Annotated in this window: 23 protein-coding genes, 2 tRNA genes and 1 pseudogene; 17 read left to right on the top strand and 9 right to left on the bottom strand. The window is 50.6% G+C overall.

Annotation, left to right across the window (positions count from 1 at the left end):
• Positions 1 to 8 precede the first annotated feature (8 nt).
• Positions 9 to 1,883: a 1-deoxy-D-xylulose-5-phosphate synthase gene (gene dxs, locus NL324_RS05960; RefSeq protein ID WP_253306723.1), complete on the top strand. Its 1,875-nt coding sequence runs from the start codon at positions 9 to 11 to the stop codon at positions 1,881 to 1,883.
• Between the two features lies 1 nt (position 1,884).
• On the opposite strand, the gene NL324_RS05955 is transcribed toward dxs, so the two are convergent.
• Positions 1,885 to 2,523, bottom strand: a complete 639-nt coding sequence (locus NL324_RS05955) for a carbonic anhydrase (protein ID WP_253306722.1) — start codon at positions 2,521 to 2,523, stop codon at positions 1,885 to 1,887.
• 131 nt (positions 2,524 to 2,654) lie between these two features.
• Between NL324_RS05955 and NL324_RS05950 the strand changes: the two genes are divergently transcribed.
• From NL324_RS05950 to gpmA, 3 genes are all read left to right on the top strand, one after another.
• Positions 2,655 to 2,730: transfer RNA gene (locus NL324_RS05950), tRNA-Phe, on the top strand.
• A 55-nt stretch (positions 2,731 to 2,785) separates the two neighbouring features.
• Positions 2,786 to 3,436 carry a ribonuclease T gene (gene rnt, locus NL324_RS05945; protein WP_253307145.1) on the top strand — a complete coding sequence of 217 codons (651 nt, stop codon included), beginning with the start codon at positions 2,786 to 2,788 and terminating at the stop codon, positions 3,434 to 3,436.
• Between the two features lie 140 nt (positions 3,437 to 3,576).
• Positions 3,577 to 4,347 carry a 2,3-diphosphoglycerate-dependent phosphoglycerate mutase gene (gene gpmA / locus NL324_RS05940; protein WP_253306721.1) on the top strand — a complete coding sequence of 257 codons (771 nt, stop codon included), beginning with the start codon at positions 3,577 to 3,579 and terminating at the stop codon, positions 4,345 to 4,347.
• A 39-nt stretch (positions 4,348 to 4,386) separates the two neighbouring features.
• Here the strand turns inward: gpmA and dcd are convergent, their stop codons facing one another.
• Together dcd and apbC are read right to left on the bottom strand one after the other, a co-directional pair.
• Entirely contained in the window at positions 4,387 to 4,980 is a 594-nt protein-coding gene (gene dcd / locus NL324_RS05935) for a dCTP deaminase (RefSeq protein WP_253306720.1), read from the bottom strand.
• Positions 4,981 to 5,013: 33 nt separating this feature from the next.
• Positions 5,014 to 6,132: an iron-sulfur cluster carrier protein ApbC gene (apbC, locus tag NL324_RS05930; RefSeq protein ID WP_253306719.1), complete on the bottom strand. Its 1,119-nt coding sequence runs from the start codon at positions 6,130 to 6,132 to the stop codon at positions 5,014 to 5,016.
• A 228-nt stretch (positions 6,133 to 6,360) separates the two neighbouring features.
• Between apbC and rdgC the strand changes: the two genes are divergently transcribed.
• The 6 genes from rdgC to xseA all read left to right on the top strand — a co-directional run bounded on the left by rdgC (position 6,361) and on the right by xseA (position 13,864).
• Positions 6,361 to 7,278, top strand: a complete 918-nt coding sequence (gene rdgC, locus NL324_RS05925; RefSeq protein ID WP_253306718.1) for a recombination-associated protein RdgC — start codon at positions 6,361 to 6,363, stop codon at positions 7,276 to 7,278.
• Positions 7,279 to 7,316: 38 nt separating this feature from the next.
• Complete coding sequence (gene trhP / locus NL324_RS05920) at positions 7,317 to 8,639, top strand: prephenate-dependent tRNA uridine(34) hydroxylase TrhP (protein WP_253306717.1); 1,323 nt, start codon at positions 7,317 to 7,319, stop codon at positions 8,637 to 8,639.
• Positions 8,640 to 8,685: 46 nt separating this feature from the next.
• Complete coding sequence (macA, locus tag NL324_RS05915) at positions 8,686 to 9,810, top strand: macrolide transporter subunit MacA (RefSeq protein WP_253306716.1); 1,125 nt, start codon at positions 8,686 to 8,688, stop codon at positions 9,808 to 9,810.
• Positions 9,800 to 11,758: an ABC transporter permease gene (locus NL324_RS05910; RefSeq protein ID WP_253306715.1), complete on the top strand. Its 1,959-nt coding sequence runs from the start codon at positions 9,800 to 9,802 to the stop codon at positions 11,756 to 11,758. The genes macA and NL324_RS05910 overlap by 11 nt, the downstream gene beginning before the upstream one ends.
• A 152-nt stretch (positions 11,759 to 11,910) precedes the next feature.
• Positions 11,911 to 12,531 carry a hypothetical protein gene (locus NL324_RS05905; protein WP_366516345.1) on the top strand — a complete coding sequence of 207 codons (621 nt, stop codon included), beginning with the start codon at positions 11,911 to 11,913 and terminating at the stop codon, positions 12,529 to 12,531.
• Entirely contained in the window at positions 12,518 to 13,864 is a 1,347-nt protein-coding gene (xseA, locus tag NL324_RS05900; protein ID WP_253306714.1) for an exodeoxyribonuclease VII large subunit, read from the top strand. The genes NL324_RS05905 and xseA overlap by 14 nt, the downstream gene beginning before the upstream one ends.
• On the opposite strand, the gene NL324_RS05895 is transcribed toward xseA, so the two are convergent.
• On the bottom strand, positions 13,851 to 14,273 hold the full coding sequence (locus NL324_RS05895; protein ID WP_253307143.1) for a tetratricopeptide repeat protein: 423 nt from the start codon (positions 14,271 to 14,273) through the stop codon (positions 13,851 to 13,853). The two genes, xseA and NL324_RS05895, sit on opposite strands and share 14 nt — an antisense overlap.
• A 294-nt stretch (positions 14,274 to 14,567) precedes the next feature.
• A pseudogene (locus NL324_RS05890) lies at positions 14,568 to 15,164 on the bottom strand (M48 family metalloprotease); the annotation flags it as partial.
• 325 nt (positions 15,165 to 15,489) lie between these two features.
• Here NL324_RS05890 and NL324_RS05885 point away from each other — a divergent pair.
• Positions 15,490 to 16,551 carry an AI-2E family transporter gene (locus tag NL324_RS05885; RefSeq protein ID WP_253306713.1) on the top strand — a complete coding sequence of 354 codons (1,062 nt, stop codon included), beginning with the start codon at positions 15,490 to 15,492 and terminating at the stop codon, positions 16,549 to 16,551.
• Between the two features lie 28 nt (positions 16,552 to 16,579).
• On the opposite strand, the gene bcp is transcribed toward NL324_RS05885, so the two are convergent.
• Positions 16,580 to 17,068, bottom strand: coding sequence for a thioredoxin-dependent thiol peroxidase (gene bcp, locus NL324_RS05880; protein WP_253306712.1), 489 nt, complete (start codon positions 17,066 to 17,068; stop codon positions 16,580 to 16,582).
• 109 nt (positions 17,069 to 17,177) lie between these two features.
• Between bcp and dapA the strand changes: the two genes are divergently transcribed.
• From dapA to purC, 3 genes are all read left to right on the top strand, one after another.
• Positions 17,178 to 18,089 (top strand): 4-hydroxy-tetrahydrodipicolinate synthase, encoded by a 912-nt coding sequence (dapA, locus tag NL324_RS05875; RefSeq protein WP_253306711.1) that lies wholly within the window; start codon positions 17,178 to 17,180, stop codon positions 18,087 to 18,089.
• The gene (locus NL324_RS05870) at positions 18,077 to 18,796 is read left to right on the top strand and encodes an NlpB/DapX family lipoprotein (RefSeq protein ID WP_253306710.1); all 720 of its coding nucleotides are present in this window, start codon (positions 18,077 to 18,079) and stop codon (positions 18,794 to 18,796) included. Before dapA ends, NL324_RS05870 begins: the two co-directional genes overlap by 13 nt.
• 65 nt (positions 18,797 to 18,861) lie before the next feature.
• Positions 18,862 to 19,596: a phosphoribosylaminoimidazolesuccinocarboxamide synthase gene (gene purC, locus NL324_RS05865; RefSeq protein ID WP_253306709.1), complete on the top strand. Its 735-nt coding sequence runs from the start codon at positions 18,862 to 18,864 to the stop codon at positions 19,594 to 19,596.
• Between the two features lie 40 nt (positions 19,597 to 19,636).
• On the opposite strand, the gene NL324_RS05860 is transcribed toward purC, so the two are convergent.
• Positions 19,637 to 19,713 (bottom strand) — tRNA-Pro (locus NL324_RS05860).
• A 225-nt stretch (positions 19,714 to 19,938) separates the two neighbouring features.
• Here NL324_RS05860 and NL324_RS05855 point away from each other — a divergent pair.
• A complete protein-coding gene (locus tag NL324_RS05855; protein WP_253306708.1) occupies positions 19,939 to 20,880 on the top strand; it encodes an Rpn family recombination-promoting nuclease/putative transposase in 942 nt (313 codons plus the stop codon).
• 335 nt (positions 20,881 to 21,215) lie between these two features.
• Positions 21,216 to 21,503: a 50S ribosomal protein L25 gene (gene rplY, locus NL324_RS05850; protein ID WP_253306707.1), complete on the top strand. Its 288-nt coding sequence runs from the start codon at positions 21,216 to 21,218 to the stop codon at positions 21,501 to 21,503.
• Between the two features lie 139 nt (positions 21,504 to 21,642).
• On the opposite strand, the gene pyrB is transcribed toward rplY, so the two are convergent.
• A complete protein-coding gene (pyrB, locus tag NL324_RS05845; RefSeq protein WP_253306706.1) occupies positions 21,643 to 22,572 on the bottom strand; it encodes an aspartate carbamoyltransferase in 930 nt (309 codons plus the stop codon).
• A gap of 172 nt (positions 22,573 to 22,744) precedes the next feature.
• On the opposite strand from pyrB, the gene pyk reads away from it, so the two are divergent.
• The gene (gene pyk / locus NL324_RS05840; RefSeq protein ID WP_253306705.1) at positions 22,745 to 24,187 is read left to right on the top strand and encodes a pyruvate kinase; all 1,443 of its coding nucleotides are present in this window, start codon (positions 22,745 to 22,747) and stop codon (positions 24,185 to 24,187) included.
• Positions 24,188 to 24,292: 105 nt separating this feature from the next.
• Here pyk and lpxM read toward each other — a convergent pair whose 3' ends face one another.
• Positions 24,293 to 25,147 carry a lauroyl-Kdo(2)-lipid IV(A) myristoyltransferase gene (gene lpxM / locus NL324_RS05835; protein ID WP_253306704.1) on the bottom strand — a complete coding sequence of 285 codons (855 nt, stop codon included), beginning with the start codon at positions 25,145 to 25,147 and terminating at the stop codon, positions 24,293 to 24,295.
• Between the last annotated feature and the right edge of the window lie 29 nt (positions 25,148 to 25,176).

Here is a 25,176-nt window from a genome sequence, read left to right as displayed (position 1 = left end):
GACCCCCCATGACCCTTGATAGCTCCTCTTACCCCCTGTTAGCACGAGCTACCCTCCCAGAGCAGTTGCGACAGCTCTCCCCAGCCGATCTCATCCCACTATGCCAAGAGATCCGTGACTATCTCCTCAATAGCGTCAGTCTGTCTAGCGGACATTTAGCCTCTGGCTTAGGCGTGGTTGAATTGACAGTGGCTTTACACTACTGCTATGCCACCCCTTTCGATCAGCTGATCTGGGATGTTGGCCATCAAGCCTACCCCCATAAAATTTTAACGGGGCGGGCGCAACAACTTGCCACCATCCGTCAAAAAGACGGGCTACATCCCTTCCCCTGGCGTGATGAGAGTCCTTATGATGTCCTGTCAGTCGGGCACGCTGGGACCTCCATTAGCGCCGCCCTCGGATTAGCGGTCAGTGCACAGTTAGAAGCCTCTGGTCGACAAGTCGTCTGTGTGGTTGGCGATGGTGCGCTCACGGCGGGGATGGCCTTTGAAGCGATGAATCATGCGGGGGCACTGCATCCTAATCTGCTGGTGATCCTGAATGATAATGCCATGTCGATCTCGGAAAATGTCGGCGGGTTAAAGGAGTGTTTGGTGCGCCTGCTCTCTGGAACGATCTACAGTGACCTACGCTCCAGAAGTAAACAGGTACTGGCCAAGCTTCCGCCGATTCAATCACTCTTAAAACGTACTGAAGAGCATCTAAAAGGGATGGTGCTGCCCTCTGCCCTTTTTGAAGCCCTCGGTTTTAACTATATTGGTCCAGTCGATGGCCATGATTTACCGGCCTTGCTGACAACCCTAAACAATATGCGGCGTTTGCAAGGACCCCAACTGCTGCATCTATTAACCCAAAAAGGCAAAGGTTACCCACCTGCTGAAGAGGATCCGATTCGCTATCATGCGGTCCCAAAATTTAATCCAAAGGAGAACACGCTGCCCCACGCTCAGCCACAACAGCCCATCACTTACTCACAACTGTTTGGTGAGTGGTTATGCGAGGTGGCAGCTACCGATAAGCAGTTAATGGCCATTACACCAGCGATGTGTGAAGGATCGGGGATGGTGCGTTTTGCTCAGGAATTCCCGCAGCAATACTTTGATGTGGCCATTGCCGAGCAACACGCTGTCACGTTTGCTGCCGGGTTAGCGATTGCCGGCTATCGGCCAGTAGTGGCTATTTACTCCACTTTTTTACAACGCGCTTATGATCAACTTATCCATGATGTGGCTCTGCAACGGTTACCAGTACTATTCGCCGTTGATCGCAGCGGTATTGTGGGTCCTGATGGTCCTACCCATCAAGGCGCTTTTGATCTCGCCTATTGTCGCTGTATTCCTAACCTGTTGATCATGGCCCCCAGTGATGAAAATGAGTGCCGACAACTGCTCTATACGGGTTATCACTATTCAGGTCCTGCTGTGGTGCGCTATCCTCGGGGCCAAGGTACAGGCGCTTCGCTGTACTCCCTCGCCCCGCTGCCGATTGGCAAAGGGATCCTACGGCGTCAGGGTCAGGGGATTGCGCTGCTGAATTTTGGAACCCTACTGCCGGCCGTGCTACAAACGGCCGAACAGTTAGACGCTACCGTAGTCGATATGCGGTTTGTTAAACCACTGGATGACGAGCTGATACTGAAAATGGCCGCCACCCACCACTCATTGGTCACTGTCGAGGAAGGGGCTATCCTGGGTGGGGCGGGGTGTGGGGTGGTCCAACTGCTGAGCCAGCACCGACGTGGCGTGCCAGTGTTCACGATTGGACTGCCTGATCACTTTATTGAGCAAGGCAGCATTGCCGAAATGCAGGCCACCTTAGAATTAGATGCCAGCGGACTGCTGCGACAGATCAAACGTTGGCTCTCAAGCCAACCAGAGTAGGCTAGCTATCGAGCGGCTGATAGCGCTGTTGATCCTCTGCATAAGCAAAAATTTGTCCGGTTTGGATATCAAAATACCATAAATGAATCGTCAGTAGTTGTTGCTGTACTCTGTCAGCAATCCAAGGAAAGGTCATACAATGCTGCTGTGATTGCTTCAGCGCTAACTGCGCGCACTCATCACTCGTGGATGGCAGGTTCCCCGCTGGGGGTTGTATAAGAGAAACCCAGTGCGAGATAAAATCATTGGATGGCTCCGATCCATTATTGAGCAGTGCTTGGATCCCGCCACACTGGCTATGTCCTAATATAACCAAGTGGCTTACTTTTAAGCAGCAGATCCCAAACTCTAGCGCTGCACTGGTGCCATGATGTGCCTCATCCTTTTCATAGGGCGGTACGATGTTAGCCACATTACGCACAACGAAGAGATCACCGGGATCACATTGTAAAATTAAGGCAGGATCAACCCGGGAGTCACAACAAGCCACCACCATGACTTCCGGTCTTTGTCCCTGTCGTGCCAAAGAGTGCATGATAGAGCGATCGCCGAGCGCGTAGCGCGCTCGGAACACCTGATAGCCCTTCAGGATTCTTTTAAAATTATTGCGTATCAAGGGAGCACGCGCGTCACACGGCAAAAAATCGTGCTGTCACCTTACCTGGAAAGTACTCTAAGGTCAAATTACCGCCAGCCCTCCCCTAATAAATCAGTTTTCGTAAAAAATAGAGTTGACTCCACACTCTAAAATTCGTTTAATAACGCCCCATCGCCCAGATAGCTCAGTCGGTAGAGCAGAGGACTGAAAATCCTCGTGTCGGTGGTTCGATTCCGCCTCTGGGCACCATGTCATGTTAGCGCTCTGCGCCTAGCAGTTTTTGGTGTTAATCTATAGGCTCGTGATGGATGCTACACATCTCCTGGCTGACCGTTTTCGTGGCTACTTTCCGGTGGTCATTGATTTAGAAACGGCTGGTTTCAATGCTAAAACAGATGCATTGCTAGAGATGGCAGCAGTGCTGCTGCAGATGGATAGCGCCGGGTGGCTCACCCCCTGCGAGACTTTGCATTTTCATATAGAGCCTTTTGCAGGCGCTAGTTTAGATCCTGCAGCCTTAGCTTTTAATCAAATAGACCCCTACAACCCCCTACGGGGTGCCGTCAGTGAAGGTGAAGCTTTACAGCTACTCTTTAAGCAGGTCAAAAAAGCGTTGAAGGCGGCCCATTGCCAGCGCGCAGTCATCGTCGCCCACAATGCAGCCTTCGATCAGGGATTTATCACCGCGATGACTGCACGTACTGGCCTGCCTCACACACCTTTCCATCCCTTTGTCACCTTTGATACTGCGGCAATGAGTGGGCTAGTGCTCGGTCAAACGGTATTAGCTAAGGCTTGTTATGCGGCTGGTTTGCCGTTTGATCCAGCACAAGCCCACTCTGCACTCTATGATGCGGAGAGAACCGCCCTGCTTTTTTGTGAATTAGTGAACCGTTGGAAACGGTTGGGAGGTTGGCCAATCATCCAGAAAGCAGAGCCCCTCACAGCGCACTAAATCTATTGAGGTTTGAGGCCGTCTGTTAGCCTGTTTCTTACGACCACTCTAAAAAACCGCTCGCTGCCACGCAACAGCACCGCTAGACTGTGTAAAAGCCAGTGATTAAAGCACAATATCCATTGAGCAGGAGTTCAGCCATGAGCGTTCATAAAACGGTTGTGAGGCAGTTGGTATTAGTACGGCATGGTGAAAGTGTGTGGAACCAAGAGAACCGCTTTACCGGGTGGCAGGATGTAGACCTATCACCCCAAGGGGTGACGGAAGCGCTACAGGCGGGTCAACTATTAAAAGCGCAGCAGTTTCGCTTTGATGGCGCTTTTACCTCAGTGCTAAAACGTGCCATCCGTACCCTATGGTTTATCTTAGAGTCACTTGATCAATGCTGGTTGCCAGTAGAAAAGAGCTGGAGATTCAATGAGCGGCACTACGGTGCCCTGCAGGGACTCAATAAAGTAGAGGCCCTAAAGCGCTATGGCCCTGAGCAGGTACAGCAGTGGCGCCGTGGTTTCTCCACCCCCCCGCCGGCGTTAACCGTGGACGATCCACGCTTTCCTGGAAATGATGCTCGCTACGCCTCCTTGCTCAAAAAAGATCTGCCAACAACTGAAAGCTTGGCAATGACGATTCATCGGGTCGTTCCCTATTGGAGCCATGTCATCCAGCCCAAAGTCGCGCAGGGGGAGACGATCCTGATTGTGGCTCATGGCAACTCCTTGCGCGCTTTAATTAAACATTTAGATAATCTCAGTGAATCAGCGATTGCCGATCTCAATATTCCTACTGGTATGCCGTTACTCTATGAATTTGATGAGAACATGCAGCCTATGCGCCACCGCTATCTGGGAGACCAAACCGCCATTGCGGAGAAGATCGCGGCGGTAGCGTCACAAACCAAGCGCCCTCGATAGGAGAGCAGTCGGTAGGCTATTGAGAGATGATTATCGTGATCACTGGCTGATTTTATCTTGGTGAATACGACTAGCCACGGCGCCTGCTTGTCCCTGATATTTGGCATCTGCTCTGCGGTGGTAAGGGCGCGCAGCGGCGTTGGAGAGTAATTCAAAACTCAAAGCGCCAATGATCATGCGGGGTCGTAGCAGTAACGGCACTTTACCCGCATTGTAACACTCCAACACCACCTGCCCTTGCCAACCGGGATCAATTCGATGAGCAGTCACATGCACCATCAAACCTAAACGGGCCAGTGAAGAGCGACCATCTAACCACCCCACCAGTGTATCGGGCAGAGTGACTGATTCATAGGTAACCGCCAGAGCCAGCTCTTGAGGGTGTAAAAAAAATCCCTCAGAGGCCTCTAGGACCATTTCATCACTCATAATCTGATCGACGGTAGCAGCGACATCGGCTTTAGAGCCACTTAAATCAATGTAGGGCGTGCTGTGACCTAAAAACACTCGGAACTGATGCCCTAAACAGAGATCAACCGTCACGCCGTTGATCCGCTCGCGAGGAGGTCGAGGGGTGATCACCAATCGCCCCTCATCAAGCCACGCTTCAATATCTCGATCACATAATCTCATGCTTCAGTGTCCATGTTGATTCTCCCCGGGTGTTCATAAGTTGCGCACTGTCATCACCGTAGCTATCGGTTGACCTCGCCAGTACAGTAAGGTAGCGACCTGAACAGCTAATCTACGAAACAAAGTAGTGAGCTCTGAATCAGGTTGGCTGATCACAGTGGGATAGCCCTGGTCCAGATCGGCTTGCAGTGACCGCTGCAGTGGGATCTGCCCTAATAGCGGGAGATGATAGTGCTCTGCCAACCGCTCTCCCCCGCCACTGCCAAAAATGGGATCGAGGTACCCGCAGTGCGGACAGCAGTGGCCACTCATATTTTCAATCACGCCGAGTACTGGGATTGATAGTTTCTCAAACAGTTGAATCCCACGCAGAGTATCACTGACCGCCACCTGTTGTGGGGTCGTCACGCTGATAGCGGCAGTCACAGGTATCCGTTGCGCCAAGGTCAACGGTAGATCTCCGGTCCCTGGCGGCATATCAATGAGTAAGTAGTCTAAATCAGGCCATAAGGTTTCACGCAGTAGCTGCTCTAAAGCCCGACTAGCCATCGGGCCACGCCAGAGTGTCGCCTCATGGTCGTCCAATAGATAACCGATGGAGTTGATGGCCAGGCCATGTGCCTGAATGGGTAGCATCTGTCGACCATTCGTAGAGACAGGTCTTTGCCCTACAGAGCCTAGCATGAGGGGGATAGAGGGGCCATAGATATCGGCATCCAACAAACCAACCCTACCCCCTTCAGCCGCTAAGGCTAAGGCCAAGTTAACCGCAATCGATGATTTACCGACGCCCCCCTTAGCGGAGCTGATGGCAAGAATATTGCGAATGCCTGGGATCACTGGCTGGCCATTGGCCGGCAGCAAGGTCGCCACAGCCGGTTGCAGCTGCCAGGTGATGCGGTCAGCCCCTAAGGCACGGCACAACGATCCCTGCTCTGCTTGTTGTAAGGCCAGTAGCCCCTGCTGCCAGACAAAGGGCAGTTGTAAGGTGATCTGTAAGGTATTCTGCTGCCAGAGACAGTGTTTAACCGCCCTTAGATCAGCCAGTGATCGTTGTAAGGTAGGGTGACTAAAACCAGCCAACTGTTGCGTCACCTGCTGGCAGAGACTATCCTCGGCCCTGTCGCCCTGTGGCGTATCAACACCCCTCATCGATAGTATAAAAATTTTCCGTGATGACTAAACCGCCAGCATAACAGAAATTGGATCAACTGAAGTGCAAAACAGCTATCTCAGCCGACACTTCACTGTTAGAATTTCTCCTTCAACGATCAACCGCAGGCCGTTAAACCTAAAAGGTCCTAGCGTGGCCGGTGTGAAACTAATGACCCTACTGTAGATTGCCCCTAGATGATAGCGGGTGATCCTGGAATCCCCTCAATGTGGTTTAAAAACCTGGTTCTTTATCGTTTTACCAGTGAGTGCTCGCTCACTGCCTCGGCTATTGAGCCGTCATTAGCGGCCTATGCCTTTTTTGCCTGTGGAGCGCATGATAGCAAAGCCTTGGGGTGGATCCCACCGTTTGGGCTCGCTGATGCTCCTTTGGTTCAGGGTACCGACAGCCAATTACTCCTCTGTGCACGACAGGAAGAGAAAATTTTGCCGGCGGCAGTGGTTAACCAAGCCCTACAAAAACGCCTGGAACAGTGGGCGCATGCCCCACCGAATAAAGCTAAAAAACAGGCGCTGCGGGATCAGATTGTGAGCGAACTGCTTCCCCGTGCTTTTAGTAAATTTCAGGAGATCCGTCTCTGGATCAATCGCTGTGACGGCTGGCTGATAGTGGATACCGCCAGTGTTCATAAAGCGGAAATGATCTTAGCACTATTACGTCAAAGCTTAGGATCTCTCTCTGTAGTACCTTGGCTGCAGGAGATCACCATCACGACGCTGTTAACCCAATGGGTAGCTGGTCATATCTTACCTGCTGAGTTTACCCTCCAAGAAGAGGCCGAGTTACGGGCCACTCAAGCAGGTGGCGGCATCATCCGCTGTAAACAACAGCCGCTAGACAGTGAGGAGATTGCTGGACATTTAGCCGCGAATAAAGTGGTGACTAAATTAGCACTCGCCTGGCAAACTGAACTTCAATTTATTTTGACCGAAGAGGGTTTATTAAAACGTTTAAAATTTGCAGAGGCATTACAGCAACAGAATGACGATCTCGATCGAGACGACACCCTCCAGCGCTTGGAAGCAGATTTTATGCTCGCTACTGGAACGCTCACTGCCCTTTTACAGGCACTAGATAAGCTGTTTGCGGGCAATGATCGGCTGGTCATTCCACCCTCCCCTTGATTAAAGAGCACCTCTGATGAAATCTGAAGCCTCAAACAATGTCTAAAGTAGAGCTACTCTCGCCAGCCGGGAGTTTAAAAAATATGCGTTATGCTTTTGCCTATGGGGCTGATGCCGTTTATGCCGGTCAGCCACGCTATAGCCTTCGGGTGCGTAATAATGAGTTTAACCAGGATAACTTAGCAGTGGGTATTCAGGAAGCTCATAGGCTTGGAAAACAGTTCTATGTGGTCGTTAACATTGCGCCCCATAATGCCAAATTAAAAACTTTTCTGCAGGATTTACAACCGGTGATTGCCCTGCAGCCTGATGCCTTAATTATGTCCGATCCCGGACTGATGATGTTGGTTCGTGAACACTTCCCGACAATGCCCATCCATTTGTCGGTTCAGTCTAATACGGTGAATTGGGCCAGCGTGCGGTTTTGGCAACGGCAGGGGATCGCCCGAGTGATTCTCTCCCGCGAACTCTCCCTTGAGGAAATTGAGGAGATCCGCCAAAAGGTCCCCGAGATGGAGCTCGAGGTATTTGTGCATGGGGCACTCTGTATGGCCTACTCTGGGCGCTGCTTGCTGTCGGGCTATCTGAATAAACGGGACGCCAATCAAGGCACCTGTACCAATGCCTGTCGCTGGGAGTATAAACTGCATCCAGGAAAAGAGGATGAGCTTGGACAGATCGTGCATCAACAACCACCTATCCCGATACAGACTATTGAACCAACGCTGGGGATCGGAGCGCCAACGGATAAGCTCTATCTGATTGAGGAGCCGCACCGGCCCGGTGATTATATGAGCACCTTTGAAGATGAGCATGGGACCTATATCATGAATTCAAAGGATTTAAGGGCGGTACAACATGTCGAACGACTGATCAAAATGGGTGTCTGCTCGCTAAAAATTGAGGGTCGTACTAAATCGTTTTACTATTGTGCTCGCACTGCACAAGTTTATCGGCAAGCCATTGATCGAGCGCTGACTCACCAACCCTTTGATGCTGAATCTCTACGCTCCTTAGAGGCGCTAGCTCATCGAGGTTATACCGAAGGCTTTTTGCGGCGCCATGTTCATCAGGAGTACCAGCATTATACTCAAGGCCACTCGAGCTCCCGCCCGCAATTCGTCGGCGAACTGACTGGTCAGTGTCGCCAGGGTTTAGCCGAAGTGATCGTCAAAAATCGTTTTTCGGTTCATGATCACGTTGAATTAATGACCCCTCAGGAGCCACTACACTGGCAAATCACCCACCTGGAAAACCAGCAGGGCGAGCTCATTGCAGTCGCACCAGGAGATGGGCATACGGTCTATCTCGCGCTTCCCAAAGCGTTAGATCTCCATTATGGCTTGTTGATTCGCCACTGAATCTTCCATCTTATCCAGCAGTTTTTCAATAGGAGTCCTTGCTAACATGTTCTCGCTAGACTACTTGAAGCAGTGGAAAATGCTTCGTTGGTGTGCGGCTTTAGTGCTGCTGATCTTAACCGGTTTTTTTGGATGGAAGCGCTTCCATCCCCCTGCTGTACCGATACCCACTGTCCTCGTTAAGCGGCAAGATTTAAGTCGCACGATATTGGCTAGTGGTCAATTAGAGGCCGTTCACCAAGTGGCTGTTGGGACTCAAGTGAGTGGCCAGTTGCGCCAGATTCTCGTCAAGTTAGGCGAACAAGTTGAAAAAGGGCAATTATTAGCCACTTTAGATCCACTGGATGCTGAAAATGCAGTGGCCGTCGCACAAGCTAAGTTGCAAACAATGCAAGCAGAACAGCAAAAAACAGTGGCTGAATTAGGGTTAGCCCAACTCAAGCAGCAACGCCTAGCACGCTTACGCTCTCAACAAGTGACGCCACAAGAAAAATTAGATGAAGCGAATGCTACCGTAGCTATTCGACAAGCGGAACAGCGTAAAATAGCAGCAGCCATCGAACAACATAGAATAGATCTGCAACAGAGTCAGCGACAGCTGGCACAGACTCGGATCACCGCCCCCAGCGCTGGTCGGGTCGTTGACATTAGGGTAGAAGCGGGACAAACGGTGGTTTCATCACAAGCCGCCTCGATACTGCTCACCCTAGCCGATTTGCGGCGCATGAAAGTATGCGCGTTAGTCTCAGAAGCTGACGTGATTCAATTAACACCGGGGTTGCCGGCAACCTTTACCTTACTAGGCGATCCCCAGCGACAATTCAGTGGTTCCATTCTGACCATTGGTTGGGTTCCAGAAAAAACCGATGAAGCGATATTTTACCCGGTTATTTTTGAAGTCGATAATCCTGATGAGCTATTACGTTTAAGCATGACCGCACAAGTTTCTATTACTTTGGAGCAGATTAAGGATGCTTTAGTCATTCCTTATGCTGCCTTAGGAGCCCAGGTCAAGGACAACTGTTACCAAGTGCAACTCTTAGTCCAAGGCAAACTACAATCCAGAGAGATTACACTGGGAGCCCGCAATGAAATCCTGCTGCAGGTGATTGAAGGGCTAGCAGAAGGAGACGCCATCATGATAAAAGATCAGCCTGCTCATGCAACTTGAACACCCCTTGTTAGCCTTAGAACAAGTTTCTCGAACTTTCAAAGTTGGTGAGCAAACTATCACCGTGCTGGACCGCATCTCTTTTAGCATTCATGCTGGAGAGATGGTCGCCATTGTGGGTGCTTCAGGCTCTGGTAAATCGACATTAATGCATCTGTTAGGCTGCCTGGATCACCCGACTGCTGGGTGCTACCGGATAGCTAATCAGGCTATTGCCTGCTGTACGTCGAATGAGTTAGCTACCTTGCGGCGAGAGCGTTTTGGATTTATTTTTCAACGATACCATTTACTACCGCAATTAAGTGCTTGGCAGAATGTCGCGTTAGCGGCCTGTTACGCCGGTATTCCACCACTGGCACGCCAACAACAAGCGCAGGCATTACTGACACAATTAGGCTTGGCTCAGCGTTTGCATTATCTTCCAGAAAAATTGTCTGGTGGCCAGCAGCAACGCGTGAGTATTGCCCGCGCTTTAATGAACGGTGGTGAGATTATTTTGGCGGATGAGCCCACCGGTGCTTTAGATAGTCGTGCTAGTCAGCAAATTATGGATATTTTCCATCAATTGCATCAGCAAGGACACACCATCATTATCGTGACGCACGATGAAAAAATCGCGGCGCATGCGCAACGTATTATTACCTTACAGGATGGTCAATTAATCAGTGATCAGACTGATCCTGCTGCTATTAAACCAGTGCCGATCCACCAACGTCAACAGGAGAGCCCTTTGATACCCAGTTGGCGGGCGCTCGCTAACCACTGGTATAATACGCTACAGATGGCTTGGCTACCCTTAACAGCCAATCGGCTACGGGCTTATTTAACGGTGCTGAGTTTGGTCATTGGTATCGCTTCGGTGATTACTAGCGTCACGGTAGGTGAAGCGCTCCAAGAGAGCATGCTCAAGGATTTTCGAGAATTTGCTATCAATAAGCTGCGGATTTATCCTAGAAAACGCTGGGGCGATCACACCGGGCGTCATCGACGTTCACTGGCTCAACGCGAGCTGCACTTATTACAGGAGCAGCCTTTTATCGCTGGCTTATATCCAGAGTTCCGAACCAACCGCCCTGTGCGTATAGGATCTATTAATTCTAAGGCATTCGTGCAAGGGGTAGACACTGCTTTCTTCGCGATTGAAGGGATAAAGCTGGCTACGGGTTCTCTCTTCTCCGTTGAACAAGTCGCTCGGCAAGCGTCTGTGGCCATCATTGACTACCATGCCCAGCAGCAATTATTCCCTCGGCAAACTTCCAGTATTGGTCAATGGTTACTCGTAGACAATTTACCAGTGCAAGTGATTGGTGTCACTGCTCCATGGGAAAATAGTGGAGAGACACCGACACTGCGTGTTTGGATCCCCTATACTACAGCGGCTAATAAACTGGTCGGCCGTAACTATTTTGATAGTATTACCTGTGTTATCCAAGATACTGTTAATAGTCAGCAAGCAGAGAAGCAGATCACCCATTTATTAAGCGTACTGCATGGCCAAAAAGATTTTATGATATCCAATTTTGACCAGTGGCTAAAAAGAGAACAAACAGTATTTGCCAAATTACAACGTTTTTTGCTGCTAGTCTCTTTAATTTCTTTGGTCGTTGGCAGTATCGGCATTATGAATATTTTATTAGTCTCTGTGAGTGAACGCATCCGAGAAATCGGTATTCGAATGGCCATTGGTGCCCGGCAACGGGATATCCAACAGCAGTTCTTACTGGAAGCGGTGCTAGTCTGCCTATTAGGTGGTTTAGGTGGCATCGTGCTGTCGTTTTTTATTGTGCTGATCATTCAATGGTTAAACCCCACCTGGCTGATGACCGTAGCTCCCCAGATGATCTTCAGTGCGGTTGCCGGTTCTAGCCTGATTGGGATTGTAGCCGGTTATCTTCCTGCCCGTCGTGCCGCCTCTTTAGATCCCGTTGAGGCGTTGGTCCAGGACTAATTTCAGAGGGGGTTTATGGAACTTAAAGGTCGTTACTGTGGGCAAGAGAGGGAAGTCAATAATATCTTGGCACCCAGGAGAGGAAATATTTCAGAATCAGTGAGGTATTTTATGGGCCATCCTAGAATTTTTTGGGGGGGTGGAGTCAAAAATTGTCTCAGCCGCCGCTTAAAGCATTTAACACCATGAGGTACGGCATGGTGACCAATCTTTCTGGACTGACAACTGGAACTGAATCCCCTCCTGGATGGGGCCCAGAAACTTCGGTGAAGCCAGAGCATCCTCATTACACCGGTAAAATTCTCTGGACTGATGGTGGTGGCGGCTGCTCGCCATCTGAGAAACCTACTTTAAGCCAGAAAGTAGAAAGCATCATTGCAGCCACCATAAACAATCATTGGGATGGGATCGATTTTGATAATGAATGTAATATGAACATTCATTATTTCACTCAAGCTATGGGCTCCCTAAACAACCTTCAGAAAGAGAGTAGCTACGGATTGATTGCTGGCTGGAGTTATAATCATCCAGAAACAGAGAATGGCAAAAAACTAACAACAAAAATAAAAGAGGTGATTGGTTCAGGGTATTGCGATAGATTGGTGCACTACTGTTATGCTACTTCAGGATTAACCGATGAAAATTTAAACTATTTTTTAGATGGTGTTGTGGATAGGCAATTAGGTGGTTTATTGGTTTGGAATTATCATCAACTGACTATCGATCATTTAAAAATAATCACTGAGCGGCTTGAATTAAATGGCATTAACTAATTCACCTGTCCTCACCGTGACCCAGCTGAATCAGCAGGTGCAACAGCTATTAACCCAAGAGATAGGGACCATTTGGCTCAGTGGTGAAGTCTCCAATTTTAGTCAACCAGCCTCTGGGCATTGCTACTTTACCTTAAAAGATGCCCAGGCACAGGTGCGCTGTGCCCTATTTAATCAGCGTCGAGGCCGAGTGGCGCTACAGCCCTACAATGGCCTACAGGTGTTGGTCACCGCTCAAGTGACGCTCTATTCGCCGCGCGGAGAGTATCAACTGATCATTGAAAGCCTGCAGGCTTTGGGAACCGGGCTATTACAACAGCGCTTTGAGCAGTTGAAACAGCAGTTAGCTGCTGAAGGGCTCTTTGCGACTCACCATAAACAGCCGCTACCCCGCTCACCTCAACGACTCGGTATTATTACCTCCAGCAGCGGGGCTGCCTTACAAGATATTTTACAGATCCTGAAACGCCGTGATCCCTCACTGCCCGTGGTGATCTACCCGACCGCGGTTCAAGGGAGTGCAGCACCGGCACAATTAGTACAAGCTTTGCTGCGAGCTAGTGAGCGTCAAGAGTGTGACGTATTGATCCTAGCGCGCGGCGGTGGCAGTCTGGAAGATCTCTGGAGCTTTAATGAAGCAGCAGTGGCGCGGGCTATTTTTGAGTGCCCTATTCCTATCGTCAGCGCCGTGGGTCATGAAACTGATGTGACTATTGCCGACTTAGTGGCTGATTTACGAGCACCCACGCCCTCGGCGGCCGCTGAATTAGTCAGCCGTGATCAGCAAACGCTACAGCAGCAGTTGACAACAGTATTGCAATACTTAACCCTGGCGGCTGATCATGCACTAGCACGCCAACAAGCCGGATTACAAACGCTGCAACAACGCCTCTATCAGCAACATCCGCAGCGCCAGCTGGCTCGGCAAAAAACCTCACTGGTACTGCTGCTGCAACGGTTGCGCGCTGCATGCTGTGGTCACCTACAACGGCTGCAAAGGGTGCAAGCACGCAGGCAGCAAGGTTTATGGCAGCAGTCACCCTTGCGGCGCTTGCATCAGCAGCAACAACAGCTTCAACAACACCATTACCAACTCCAGCAAACAGTACTGAAACACTACCAAGCGACCCAGCAGCGCTTTACAACGCTCTGCACACGGTTACACAGTGCTAGTCCGTTGGCCACCTTGGCCCGTGGATTTAGCTTGACCCTAGATCCCCAGGGGCAACCGATCCGCTCACTCAATCAAATCACTGTGGGAGAAATCGTACAGACCCGCTTGCAAGTGGGCTGGTTCGATAGCGTGATCACCCAGATCACTAAAACTTCTTAGCCTCCAGCAAGGTGCGCTGTAATTGCTGTAATTGGGCCATCCGTGCCTGATAGCGCAAGGTCTTTAACGACTGCTCCCCAGCCGCTCGACAAGCCCGCTGTAGCGCCTGACGGGCCGGCTCAAACGCGCCGTGAAGCGCTAACCATTCCGCCTGTGCCGCCTGCTCTTCAGCCACTAGTCCACGGGCTGCATAAGCCTGGGTGAGCAAGCGCCACCCCACACTGCTCTGTGGATCACGCTGGCAATAGGGTTGGAGTAAGCTAACCGCTGCACGGCTATTCCCTTGCTTGAGATAGGCGCTCGCTAAATTAAGGAGTAATACAGGATGGTTAGGGTGGGTATTCAACGCTTGTTGCAACCGCTGAATAGCGACGCTGTAATGCCGCTGCGCGAGATCGAGATCGGTCATTAAATCAATGAGCCAAAGATCCTCTGAATAGTGTGCTAATAACGGCTGTAAACGTCTGCTCCCCTGCTCAAACTGACCTTGGCAATAGTGCTCTAGCGCTTGATGATAGCCTTGGAGGAGTGGTTGCCACTGGGTGGACGCTATCTCGCTAGCTACTGAGGAACTCTGCCACCCATTCGGGCTACCCATTAATTTAGGGGCATAGAGGTGCTGCCAGCGTATTTTGGCTAAGGCATATTCTGGTGACGCTGTCACTATTCTAGGGATCGTTTGCTGCTGGAGACGATTGCGTACGTCGGCCAGGCGGCTCTGTGGGAAAGGGTGTGTGAGTAGGATTTCCGGTAGCTGGGTCGCGTGACGTGCCGAGATCAATAATTTCTCTAGAAAACTAGCCATAGCCCGTGGATCAAAACCAGCACGTATTAATAAGGCTATGCCTATTCGATCAGCCTCCTGCTCATGGGCTTGGGTATAAGCCAGGATCTGCTGCTGAACACCCCCGACTGTAGTCGTCAAGGCCGCCAACCCGGCGGTAGGGTTAGCCAGTATTAACATAGCAGCGCCCAGCGCGGAGGCCCAGGCAATCGGTTTAGTCCGCTACTGTACCTCAACCAATCGTGCCAAATGGCGCTGCGTGACATGGGCTATTTCATGCGCCAATACAGCCGCCAATTCACCTTCACAGTCGGTAGCCTGCAGTAGTGAGGTATGGAGCACCACATGGCCGCCAAACAGCGCAAAAGCATTGAGGGTGTTACTATTAAGCCAATGAAATTGCAAGGGGTGTCGCAACGACTCGGCGTGCAACAGCAGACGCTGACCCAACGTGGTTAAATAGTGCTCCAGCAAGGGATCCGTCAGCAGCTGTTGCTGCCCGCGGATCTGGCGCATCGTCAGATCACCCAGTAGACCTTCCTGCTCGAGCATGATCGCTGCCGAAACCGGGCTCCCAAGCTCTGGTAGGGGTGAGGCACAAGGCAGTGGCAATGGGTTCAATAACAGATACAGTAGCCCGATACCCGCCCACCAGGGCCACCTAATAGCCCTACATCCTGATAACCCACAGAGAAAGGGAATGATACACCCTCCAGGGCCGTTACGATTGCTTGTCATGAGATGTTCCACCATACTAACATTATATACCCCTAGACCGTTCCTAGGCTTGACTAACTATCAAGTGCCGCGAGTGGCCCCTTCAGGATAAGGATGATGACGCATGCTTGAGATGTTACGACAGTGGTATCAGCGGCACTTTTCTAACCCACAATCAACCGCGTTAGCCATGCTGCTGCTGATAGGCTTTGGCGCACTCTATTGCTTTAGCAGCCTCCTGACGCCCCTGTTAGTCACCCTAGTATTCGCTTATTTATTAGAGTGGCCGATTGCTGTTTTACAACGCTGGTCGATACCCCGTAGTCTAGCGTTGCCGCTCGTCTTACTGCTCTTTTTGGGTTTACTGCTGCTGATCCTATTCGGTCTACTGCCCAGTATTTGGCAGCAGGGGCGCTATTTAACCCGAGATTTGCCTACCATGCTCAGCAGTTTTCACGATTTTGTGCTCTCACGTCCCTACTATTCCACTTTGGTCGATACTGGCGTGATTGATACGCTCACCACGCAGCTACAGACGAAACTGCTGCTCTTTGGTACCTCGATTGTTAAACACTCCATGACCTCATTAATTACCTTAATGAAGCTGGCCATCTATTTGATATTGGTTCCATTAATGCTCTTTTTTATGTTGAAAGACAAGCAGCAGCTACTGGAAACAGCCCAAAAACTATTGCCAGGCCATCAAACCCTAGCCAGACAAGTCTGGAAGATGATGGACCAACAGATCAGGCGCTATATTGGGGGTAAAGTGTTAGAGATGCTCCTGGTGACCCTCGTGACTTATGGGTTATTTGCATTTTTTCAATTGAGGTACGCGCTGCTACTCGCTATCCCCGTGGGATTATCCGTCTTGATCCCTTATGTAGGCGCCCTATTAGCCACCCTACCGGTAGCCCTGGTAGCGCTGTTTCAGTGGGGTTTAACGCCTCATTTTTGCTATTTTATCGCCCTCTATACCCTCATTCAGGGCTTGGATGCTAACGTTCTGGTGCCTATTCTATTTTCTGAAACGCTTAATTTGCACCCGCTGGTGATTATTGTCTCCACCCTGCTATTTGGCAGTTTATGGGGTTTCTGGGGGCTGTTTTTTGCGATCCCGCTGGCCACCCTAGTGAAAGCGGTCTTCACCGTTTGGCCAGCGACAGAAACTCCGACGACAAACTAGCGAGGGATTTTCACCGCGCTAGGGGATATCAGCAGATCTGAAGATCCCCAGATCCACGTTGTAAGTGCTCCAGTATCAGCTCATGATGCTCCTTAGGCTTAAAATCGGCAAAAATTTGTTCGATAAGCCCCTGCTCATCAATGAGAAAGCTTATGCGATGCACGCCATAGTAACTTTTCCCCATAAAGGTTTTTTCACCCCAAACCCCGAACTGTTCAGCAACTAGGTGATCTACATCCGACAGCAGTGTGAAATTAAGCAGCTCTTTTTCTGAAAACTGCAACAATTTTTTGGGGGGATCACAACTAATACCCAGTACCGCCACCCCAAACGCCTTCAGGGTATCCATATTATCGCGCAATCCCCCAGCCTGTAGGGTGCAGCCTGGGGTCATCGCTTTTGGATAAAAGTAGACCAGTACCTTTTGATCTTGAAAGTCCGCCAGCGCGATGAGCTCATTATCCTGGTCCGCCAGCTCAAATAGCGGCGCCTTATCACCTACTTTTAGTGTATTCATGGTACAGTATGGCACTCTATGGTTGTTTATTTGCCTTCCATGGTACCGAAAAAAAATCATCTGCCAAGCACCCTTTCACCACTTATTGATGTGAGGTAAAAATTCACGCATGTTGACGCGCAATATCACGGCTTTAATCACACCGATGGAGGCTAGCGGGGCTGTCGATTATGCCGCATTAGAACGTTTAATGAACCATCAGATTCAGAGTGGCACCACAGCACTGGTGATCCTAGGAACTACTGGTGAAGCCCAGACGCTGACGGCTCAAGAGCGCTGGCACGTGATCCAAACCAGCGTTGCCTTGGCGGCTGGACGCATTCCCATCATTGCTGGAACCGGGAGCAGTAGTACCGCTGACGCCATTGCTTGGACTCAGCAGCTAGAGAACAGCGGGATTGCGGCCTGCCTAACGGTAACGCCCTACTATAACAAACCAACACCAGCCGGATTACTACAGCACTTCACGCAGATCGCGAACCATACCCAGTTACCACAAATTTTGTATAATGTCCCAAGCCGTACTGGCTGTGATCTACAACCTGAGACGATAGCCCGTCTGGCGGAGCTGCCTACAATCATCGGTCTTAAAGACGCTACAGGTGATCTCAGCCGAGTCAGCCGCTTACGTGGCCTGCTGCCTAAGTCCTTTATTTTACTCAGTGGAGATGATGTCAGTGCACTCGATTTCATGCGTTTGGGGGGGGATGGGGTGATTTCCGTGACCGCTAATGTGGCGGCTAGCGCCATGGCAACGCTCTGCCAACTAGCCGTTGACCGTCAATGGGAACCAGCAGAGCTGCTTAATCAACAGCTCTATCCATTACACCAAGCCCTGTTTATTGAATCGAACCCGATACCCGTCAAATGGGCTTGTCACCGTTTGGGGCTCATTGCCAGCAATACCCTGCGACTACCGTTAACACCCTTGAGTGCTCCTGCTCAGCAGCGGGTTGAAGACGCACTAGCAGCGGCAAACTTACTACCTTCAATCCAGGAACAAGCCACATGTCCTCATTAAAACAGACCCTAGCCCTCCTCAGCTGGCTTTTCTTGGCTAGCTGTAGTCGCCATTCAACCTCTGAAAGCCTACCGGTAGATCCTAGCATCACTGCTTGCGAACCGCTTAAAGCCTTACAACTCCCCTCAGGCCTGACCGTGCCATCTGAAGATAAGCGCTATCAGATCCCACCCAAACCCGTATCCAGCCTGATAGCGTCCCCACTGGATATTCGCCCACCCATTCAACCACTGGCTTTATTGCCGGGCTCTGAAGCCTATTACCAAGGGAAGCAAGCCATCCTGCAGTTAGAACAAACCACCGATACCCCCCTCCTATGGCAGCGGCTAAAACAGTGGCTAGTGCAAGCGGGTATCACCACTATCACCCAAGATGATCGTCACTCTGTTCTCGTGACTGATTGGATCACGGCAGATACACTCGATGAAAAAAAAGAGTACAGTGCTCGCTACCGATTATCCCTGACATCCAAAACACCCGCTATGCTCATCAGTGAATTGATAGCTTTAAAAAGGCCACTGGAACACTTACCCCAGGATCAGAAGCAAAAAACCAATCCAGCTGCCCTGTCTCAGGAGAGAACGCCTACGGCCAGTGAACAGCGACACTATGCCATTTTAATGTTAAACCGCCTGATCACCGATTTGGCAAAACCAACGACTGCGGCAGAAACGCCAGTTCAAGTCACGCCGCCACCTAAAAGCTGAATAGCAGCTAGTCAATCATCGATGATACCTACGCTACTTTTAGGCCATTTTTTAAAAGGCATCCAATGGAAAAACTAGCAGTTGTCTACCGTGGAAAAGCGAAGACGCTCTATACGACGGCTGATCCACACCGATTGATTCTCGAATTCCGTGATGATGCCTCCGCCTTCAATGGCCGGCGTGTTGAGGCACTAGCGGGCAAAGGGGCCATCAATAACCAAATTAACCACTTCATCATGCAGCGGCTCCAAGCTGCAGGGATTGCGACACAATTAGAACGGTTACTCTCTGCTGATCAAGCCTTGGTCAAAAAATTGACCATGCTACCAGTCGAGTGTGTCGTGCGTAACCGGGCGGCGGGGGCGCTCTGTCGCCGGCTAGCCATTGCCGAAGGTCAGGTGTTAAATCCACCGCTCTTTGAACTGTTTTTAAAAAGCGATGCCCTGGATGATCCCCTCATCAATGAGTTTTATGGATACACTTTTGGCTGGATTACCCCTGAGCAATACCGGCAGATAAAACAGCTAACTTTCCAAATCAATGCGCTGCTCGTGCCACTATTTGAGCAAGCGGATCTGCTACTAGTAGACTATAAGTTGGAGTTTGGTCTGTTGGGAGAGCAGATAGTCCTCGGAGATGAAATCTCCCCGGACAACTGCCGACTGTGGGATAAAAAAAGCGGCAATAAGTTGGACAAAGACCGCTTTCGACAAGAGCTGGGTCATGTCGTTGAAAGCTATCTCGAGATTGCTCAGCGTTTGGGGATCGAAGTGCACCAGAACTCGGAGGTCACAACATGAAAGTTAGAAAAGTGACTAATCTTGTCTGACTTTTGATAACTGGTCGGCCTGACTGGATTTGAACCAGCGACCCCTGACACCCCATGACAGTGCGCTACCAGGCTGCGCTACAGGCCGACGTGGCGCTTATAGTACTGTTTTTGGCATGAAATGCAACCCCTCCTCATGATCTTCTCAGGGCTCACGCATGAATAATTTTGTTGACTGTTCTGGTCCAGAACAATCGCCTGGGTCGCAAGGCTACACGATAAACTACCCTGCGGGTGAAAACTGCGTTAGTCTATCGCCCTCTAGCCCTCGAAGAACCAGCCCAGGTGAAAAATAGCGTGGGGAATACCCTGAATGTCTGAGCTAGCGCACCCACACGACCGTCTATTCCGCCGCTCGATGCAAGAGAAGGCCATTGCTATTGACCTACTGCGCTCCAAACTACCAGCGGAGCTACTAGCACAGATGGACTTGTCGACGCTGATACTGGCCAATGGCGATTTTGTGACCAAGAAGCTCAAGCGCTTCCAGAACGATTGCCTCTACCAGTGCAAAATCCACAATAGTGATGGTTATGTCGTACTGGCTGCTGAACATCAGAGTCGCGACGAAAAACTGATGGCATTTCGCCTCTTGGAATATCGCGTAGCTATCATGAGGGGCCATCTGAGCCAAGGACACGATAAATTGCCCATTGTAGTGTCCCTAGTGTTGTACCACGGCAAGCAGTCACCTTATCCCCACAGTGTTAAACTGTGGGACTGTTTCGCAGAGCCTGCGCTCGCCAAACAGTGGGGGATGACCCCGTTTCACCTGATTGACTTGACCACCCTCACTGATGAAGAGATTGCCCAACATGGCTTGGTATTTGCCATGGAGATGGTACTCAAGCATAGTCGAGAGAAGCGAGTGATAGCTTGGTTAAAACGGATGCTTGCGGATGAAAAATTAGCTATAATTTGCTCCGAGGTTGGGGCTAATTATCTTTATGACATTGGAACCTATATCCTTTACGCCTGCGGCAGCAAGCAGCAGCCAGAGGAGTTAGAACAGGCGATCGCCCTACTGGCCGACGCCATACCTTCGAAGAGGGAAGCGGTTATGACCTTTGCACAACAGCTAGAACAGCGTGGCATACAACAGGGTATGCAGCAGGGTATGCAGCAGGGTATGCAGCAGGGTATGCAGCAGAGAAACTTGGAAGTTGCTAAAAATTTATTTTCCGCTGGTGTCGATGTTAAGGTGATCAAACAGAGCACCGGGCTTTCAGATGAAGAGCTCTCTTGTCTGCACTAATCACCCTGTTTTTTCAGGCTGGATTCACGCAATAAATGTAACACGGCGTCCAGGATAAACTTCTATTGGGGTTAAGCCTTTAAGAACTTTTCTTGGAGTCCTATTAAGCCCCAATCCCCTATCTGTCATTGGAAGATAGTTTAGCATTTTTTCATGCGTAGGCCCTGATGATCTTCTTCACTACCGCTCAAAAACCTGATGAGGATCGCGGAGGTGACTGCTGATTGCGGTATGAGAGGCTATCCGTTAGAATTTGCTGCGCCTTTTTTTAATGAAGGAGATCGGAACAAAATGTCCAATCCTTTGATAACTAACTTTGAATGGTGAGAAAAGCTATGTTGACCTTGAATACTGAACCACGTACTGAATTGGGTAAAGGCGCCAGTCGTCGCTTACGTCGAGGCAATTGGGTCCCTGCCGTGGTCTATGGTGGTGAACAGCCACCGCTATCGATTAAATTCAATCAAGACGAGATCAATCACGCCGAGTGCAAAGCGGGATTTTACAACGCCTCCTTATCCCTGATGCTGGAGGGAGAAGCGCTCCTAGTCAAGGTTCAAGCGGTGCAGCGTCATCCCTTCAAACCTAAGTTACAACACCTGGATTTCCTACGCCTCAGTTAGCAGTCCAAAGTTCAGTGGTGCGCTAAGCGGCTCTCTCTTCATGAGCTGTCTTAGTCCACACTCCCAAAACGAGGCTTTACACGACGCAAGCTATCATTCAACTAGAGGAGTTCCCGCAGCTTTATTTGCTGTTTTTTGGCTAGTGCGGATCATGGCTCAGTAATAAAGCTAATAGGGCTTGACGCGTATATAACCCATTCCTAGCCTGTTGAAAATAGTAGGCATAAGGCGAGTGGTCTACGTCTGTTGCAATTTCACCTACCCGTGGCAGCGGGTGTAAGACTTTCAAATTCATTCGTGCTGTCTGCAAATCAGCTAGGGTTAAGATGCACGGCGCTGTCACCCGTTCGGTTGTCGTTTGAAAACGCTCTTGTTGTAACCGTGTCATATAAAGGATATCACACTGCGGCAGGACTGCGTGCAGCTGTTGATGCACACTATAAGGCACCCCGCGTTGTTGCAGCTGCTGTAACAGCGGTCCTGGTAGCATCAAGGCCTCCGGCGCTATCAAAAATAGATGGTTGCCTTTAAAAGGCATGATCACTTGAACTAATGAGTGTACCGTACGTCCATACTTAAGATCGCCAACTAGCGCAATGTTGAGGTCCTCTAGACGCCCCTGTGTCTCTTGAATAGTGAACAGATCAAGCAATGCCTGAGTCGGATGTTGATGGGCACCGTCACCGGCATTGATCACTGGGATCCCGGCAGCAGCTTCTACTGCCTGCTGGGCAGCGAGGGCCTGTGGATGGCGCAACACTAAAGCATCGGCATAGCCACTAATGATTCGGATAGTGTCGCTAAGTGACTCCCCTTTTTGTTGAGACGAGCTCTGTTGACCGTCGGCAAAGCCGATGACTGAGCCCCCCAAGCGGTGTACGGCAGCTTCAAATGAGAGTCGAGTTCGGGTAGAGGCTTCAAAAAAGCAGCTAGCGACAATACGACCTTTTAAATAGGGTGGTGTCGGTTGCGCTTTACAGCGTGCGGTCAGGGTTAAAATAAGCTCAAGTTCCTGACGACTCAATGATTCAATGGTGATCAGGTTTCGCCCATACAGGGGATTGGCCATAGCGTGGAGACTCCTTTACCCTTAGTGACTGTGATATGCTGTGAGCAGCCATTCAAAGGGAGTTTTAATTCCCGCGTATGGCTATGATACCGTGAAAAGTCCTCTTGATCGCCCGTAGCCAACTCAATACTGTGAGGCTACCCCCTTAATTTCGCCGCATAGGAGTTAATCCATGTCTAACAGGCTGCGAAGAACAAAAATTGTAATTACTTTAGGCCCAGCCACCGATCATAGCACTCGGCTAGAACAAATTATTGCTGCAGGCGCTAACGTTGCCCGTCTCAATTTTTCGCATGGGAGCGCGGAAGCACACCGGCTGCGTGCCAGACAGGTACGCGACATTGCCGCAAAATTAGGTACCCAGGTTGCCCTATTAGGCGATTTACAAGGTCCGAAAATCCGCATTGCACAATTTACAGCAGGCCAAGTCAGGTTGCAGGTAGGGGCGCCCTTCGTGTTAGATGCCAAACTAGCCGCTGATCAAGGGGATCAGCAACGGGTCGGGATTGATTATAAAAACTTGCCCCAGGATGTGATCAGTGGCGATATTTTACTATTAGATGATGGTCGGATTCAGCTGAAAGTACTCAAAGTTAACACCCAAGAGATATTCACTGAAGTCACGGTCGGTGGGGTGCTCTCCAATAGTAAAGGCATTAATAAACTAGGCGGCGGATTATCTGCAGAAGCTTTAACGGAGAAAGATCGCGCTGATATTATTTTGGCAGCGAGTATTGGTGTTGATTATCTAGCAGTCTCTTTTCCACGGTGTGCGCAGGATCTGGACAACGCGCGCCAGCTGGCGCTGGCGGCGGGCTGTCATGCACAACTGGTGGCGAAGGTAGAACGTGCTGAGGTGGTGGCCAGTGATCAGGCCCTTGATGCGATCATCTTAGCGGCGGAAGCGATTATGGTCGCCCGGGGCGACTTAGGGGTTGAAATCGGCGATGCCGCCTTGGTTGGGGTACAAAAAAAATTGATCAGTCGGGCACGCGCACTGGATCGGGTGGTGATCACCGCCACCCAGATGATGGAATCGATGATTAACCAACCGCTCCCCACTCGGGCTGAGGTAATGGATGTTGCCAATGCTGTGTTAGATGGAACCGACGCCGTGATGCTCTCTGCAGAAACAGCCACTGGGCAATATCCGGTAGAGACCGTGGTGGCAATGGCTGAGATCTGTCTAGGGGCCGAAGCGATGCCAAGTGTGACCGTGTCACACCATCGGATGCATCGCAGCTTTATGACGATTGAAGAGACGGTCGCCATGTCTACAATGTACGCTGCCAACCACCTGCAAGGGGTGGCCGCTATCATTGCGATGACCGAATCGGGTCGAACAGCTTTAATGATGTCACGCATCAGCTCAGGGCTACCGATTTTCGCCTTATCACGTCATCCAGCAACCTTGAATTTAGCCACCCTCTATCGTGGTGTCACCCCCATACAGTTTGATAGTCCGCGAGAAGGCATCGGGGCTATCCAGGATGCTATCCAAATTCTTAAAGAGCGCCACTTTTTAACCCCTGGATCGTTAGTACTCGTCACCCAAGGAGATACCATGGGGGTGGTGGGAAGCACCAATACCTGTCGGATCTTGCAGGTGCTGTAAGTAAGATAGCCAGCCTACCCATCGCACCTGAATAGGTTTTTAAGCAGCGTCATGCGTTAGCATCATTCTCGTGACATCCGATGTCATGCCCTGGAAGCAGGTTTCTCAGCGATACAGGGCTGGATCGCCAAGCTTGCGGGTTTTAAGCAGCTTTAACACCCATAAATATTGCTCAGGATGCGGCATGACCAACGCTTCAATCTCTTGATTCATCCGTCTCGCCGCCGCAACAGGCTCTAAATCCAGAGGCTCTTCTAGTGCTGGCCGCAGCTCTAGTTCAAAAAGTCCCTCGGCTGCTTTATACACTGGAAATAGTGGAATCACGCTGGCACGACAGGCTTTGGCTAATGGAATCAGGAGGGGTAAGGTGGCCTTATAGGTGGCAAAAAACTCGACAAATTCGCTTTTCTCTGCCCCATGATCTTGATCCGGGAGATAGTAGCCGATATACCCGCTACGCACCGACTGAATAAATGGCTTCAGTCCCTGCTGCCGAGGATGTAAACGACCACCAAAGCGTAAGCGGATACGGTTCCACAACCAATCGACCAAAGGATCTGGATGTGGTTTGAACATCGCTGCCATCGGCAAGCCAGCAGCAGCGAGGGTGACTGCAGCAACATCGATGCCCCAGCCATGGGGGACCATAAAAATCAGCGGGCGGCCCTGCTGCCGTGCCTGCTCTAGATGCTCGCGGCCGCTAATACGGATGCGCGATAGCAGATAACCAGGGCTGCGTACCCCTAATTCGGCAACAGCCACCATCACCTGTGCAGCGGTGCTAAACATCTGGTCTAGCACCTGCTCACGCTGAAACTCCGACCACTGCGGAAAACAGTAACGTAGATTGACCGTAGCGCGTTGGCGTGGACGGCGATACCAGCGCCCAAGGCAACGTCCACAAGCACCTATCAGGGGATCCCGCCAGCGGGGCGGTACCCAAGCAAGTAGCCCAAGCACTAGCAACAACAGCCAATGTCCCCAATAGC

The sequence above is a fragment of the unidentified bacterial endosymbiont genome (assembly GCF_918320885.1).
Taxonomy (GTDB): Bacteria; Pseudomonadota; Gammaproteobacteria; order Enterobacterales.
This window is presented reverse-complemented; position numbering and strand designations above follow the sequence as displayed.

Coding starts and splice junctions, on each gene's coding strand:
- dxs (WP_253306723.1), top strand. CDS start 9: ATGACCCTTGATAGCTCCTCTTACCCCCTGTTAGCACGAGCTACCCTC.
- rnt (WP_253307145.1), top strand. CDS start 2,786: ATGGATGCTACACATCTCCTGGCTGACCGTTTTCGTGGCTACTTTCCG.
- gpmA (WP_253306721.1), top strand. CDS start 3,577: ATGAGCGTTCATAAAACGGTTGTGAGGCAGTTGGTATTAGTACGGCAT.
- dcd (WP_253306720.1), bottom strand. CDS start 4,980: ATGAGATTATGTGATCGAGATATTGAAGCGTGGCTTGATGAGGGGCGA.
- apbC (WP_253306719.1), bottom strand. CDS start 6,132: ATGAGGGGTGTTGATACGCCACAGGGCGACAGGGCCGAGGATAGTCTC.
- rdgC (WP_253306718.1), top strand. CDS start 6,361: ATGTGGTTTAAAAACCTGGTTCTTTATCGTTTTACCAGTGAGTGCTCG.
- trhP (WP_253306717.1), top strand. CDS start 7,317: ATGTCTAAAGTAGAGCTACTCTCGCCAGCCGGGAGTTTAAAAAATATG.
- macA (WP_253306716.1), top strand. CDS start 8,686: ATGTTCTCGCTAGACTACTTGAAGCAGTGGAAAATGCTTCGTTGGTGT.
- NL324_RS05910 (WP_253306715.1), top strand. CDS start 9,800: ATGCAACTTGAACACCCCTTGTTAGCCTTAGAACAAGTTTCTCGAACT.
- xseA (WP_253306714.1), top strand. CDS start 12,518: ATGGCATTAACTAATTCACCTGTCCTCACCGTGACCCAGCTGAATCAG.
- NL324_RS05895 (WP_253307143.1), bottom strand. CDS start 14,273: ATGACCGATCTCGATCTCGCGCAGCGGCATTACAGCGTCGCTATTCAG.
- NL324_RS05885 (WP_253306713.1), top strand. CDS start 15,490: ATGCTTGAGATGTTACGACAGTGGTATCAGCGGCACTTTTCTAACCCA.
- bcp (WP_253306712.1), bottom strand. CDS start 17,068: ATGAATACACTAAAAGTAGGTGATAAGGCGCCGCTATTTGAGCTGGCG.
- dapA (WP_253306711.1), top strand. CDS start 17,178: ATGTTGACGCGCAATATCACGGCTTTAATCACACCGATGGAGGCTAGC.
- NL324_RS05870 (WP_253306710.1), top strand. CDS start 18,077: ATGTCCTCATTAAAACAGACCCTAGCCCTCCTCAGCTGGCTTTTCTTG.
- purC (WP_253306709.1), top strand. CDS start 18,862: ATGGAAAAACTAGCAGTTGTCTACCGTGGAAAAGCGAAGACGCTCTAT.
- NL324_RS05855 (WP_253306708.1), top strand. CDS start 19,939: ATGTCTGAGCTAGCGCACCCACACGACCGTCTATTCCGCCGCTCGATG.
- rplY (WP_253306707.1), top strand. CDS start 21,216: ATGTTGACCTTGAATACTGAACCACGTACTGAATTGGGTAAAGGCGCC.
- pyrB (WP_253306706.1), bottom strand. CDS start 22,572: ATGGCCAATCCCCTGTATGGGCGAAACCTGATCACCATTGAATCATTG.
- pyk (WP_253306705.1), top strand. CDS start 22,745: ATGTCTAACAGGCTGCGAAGAACAAAAATTGTAATTACTTTAGGCCCA.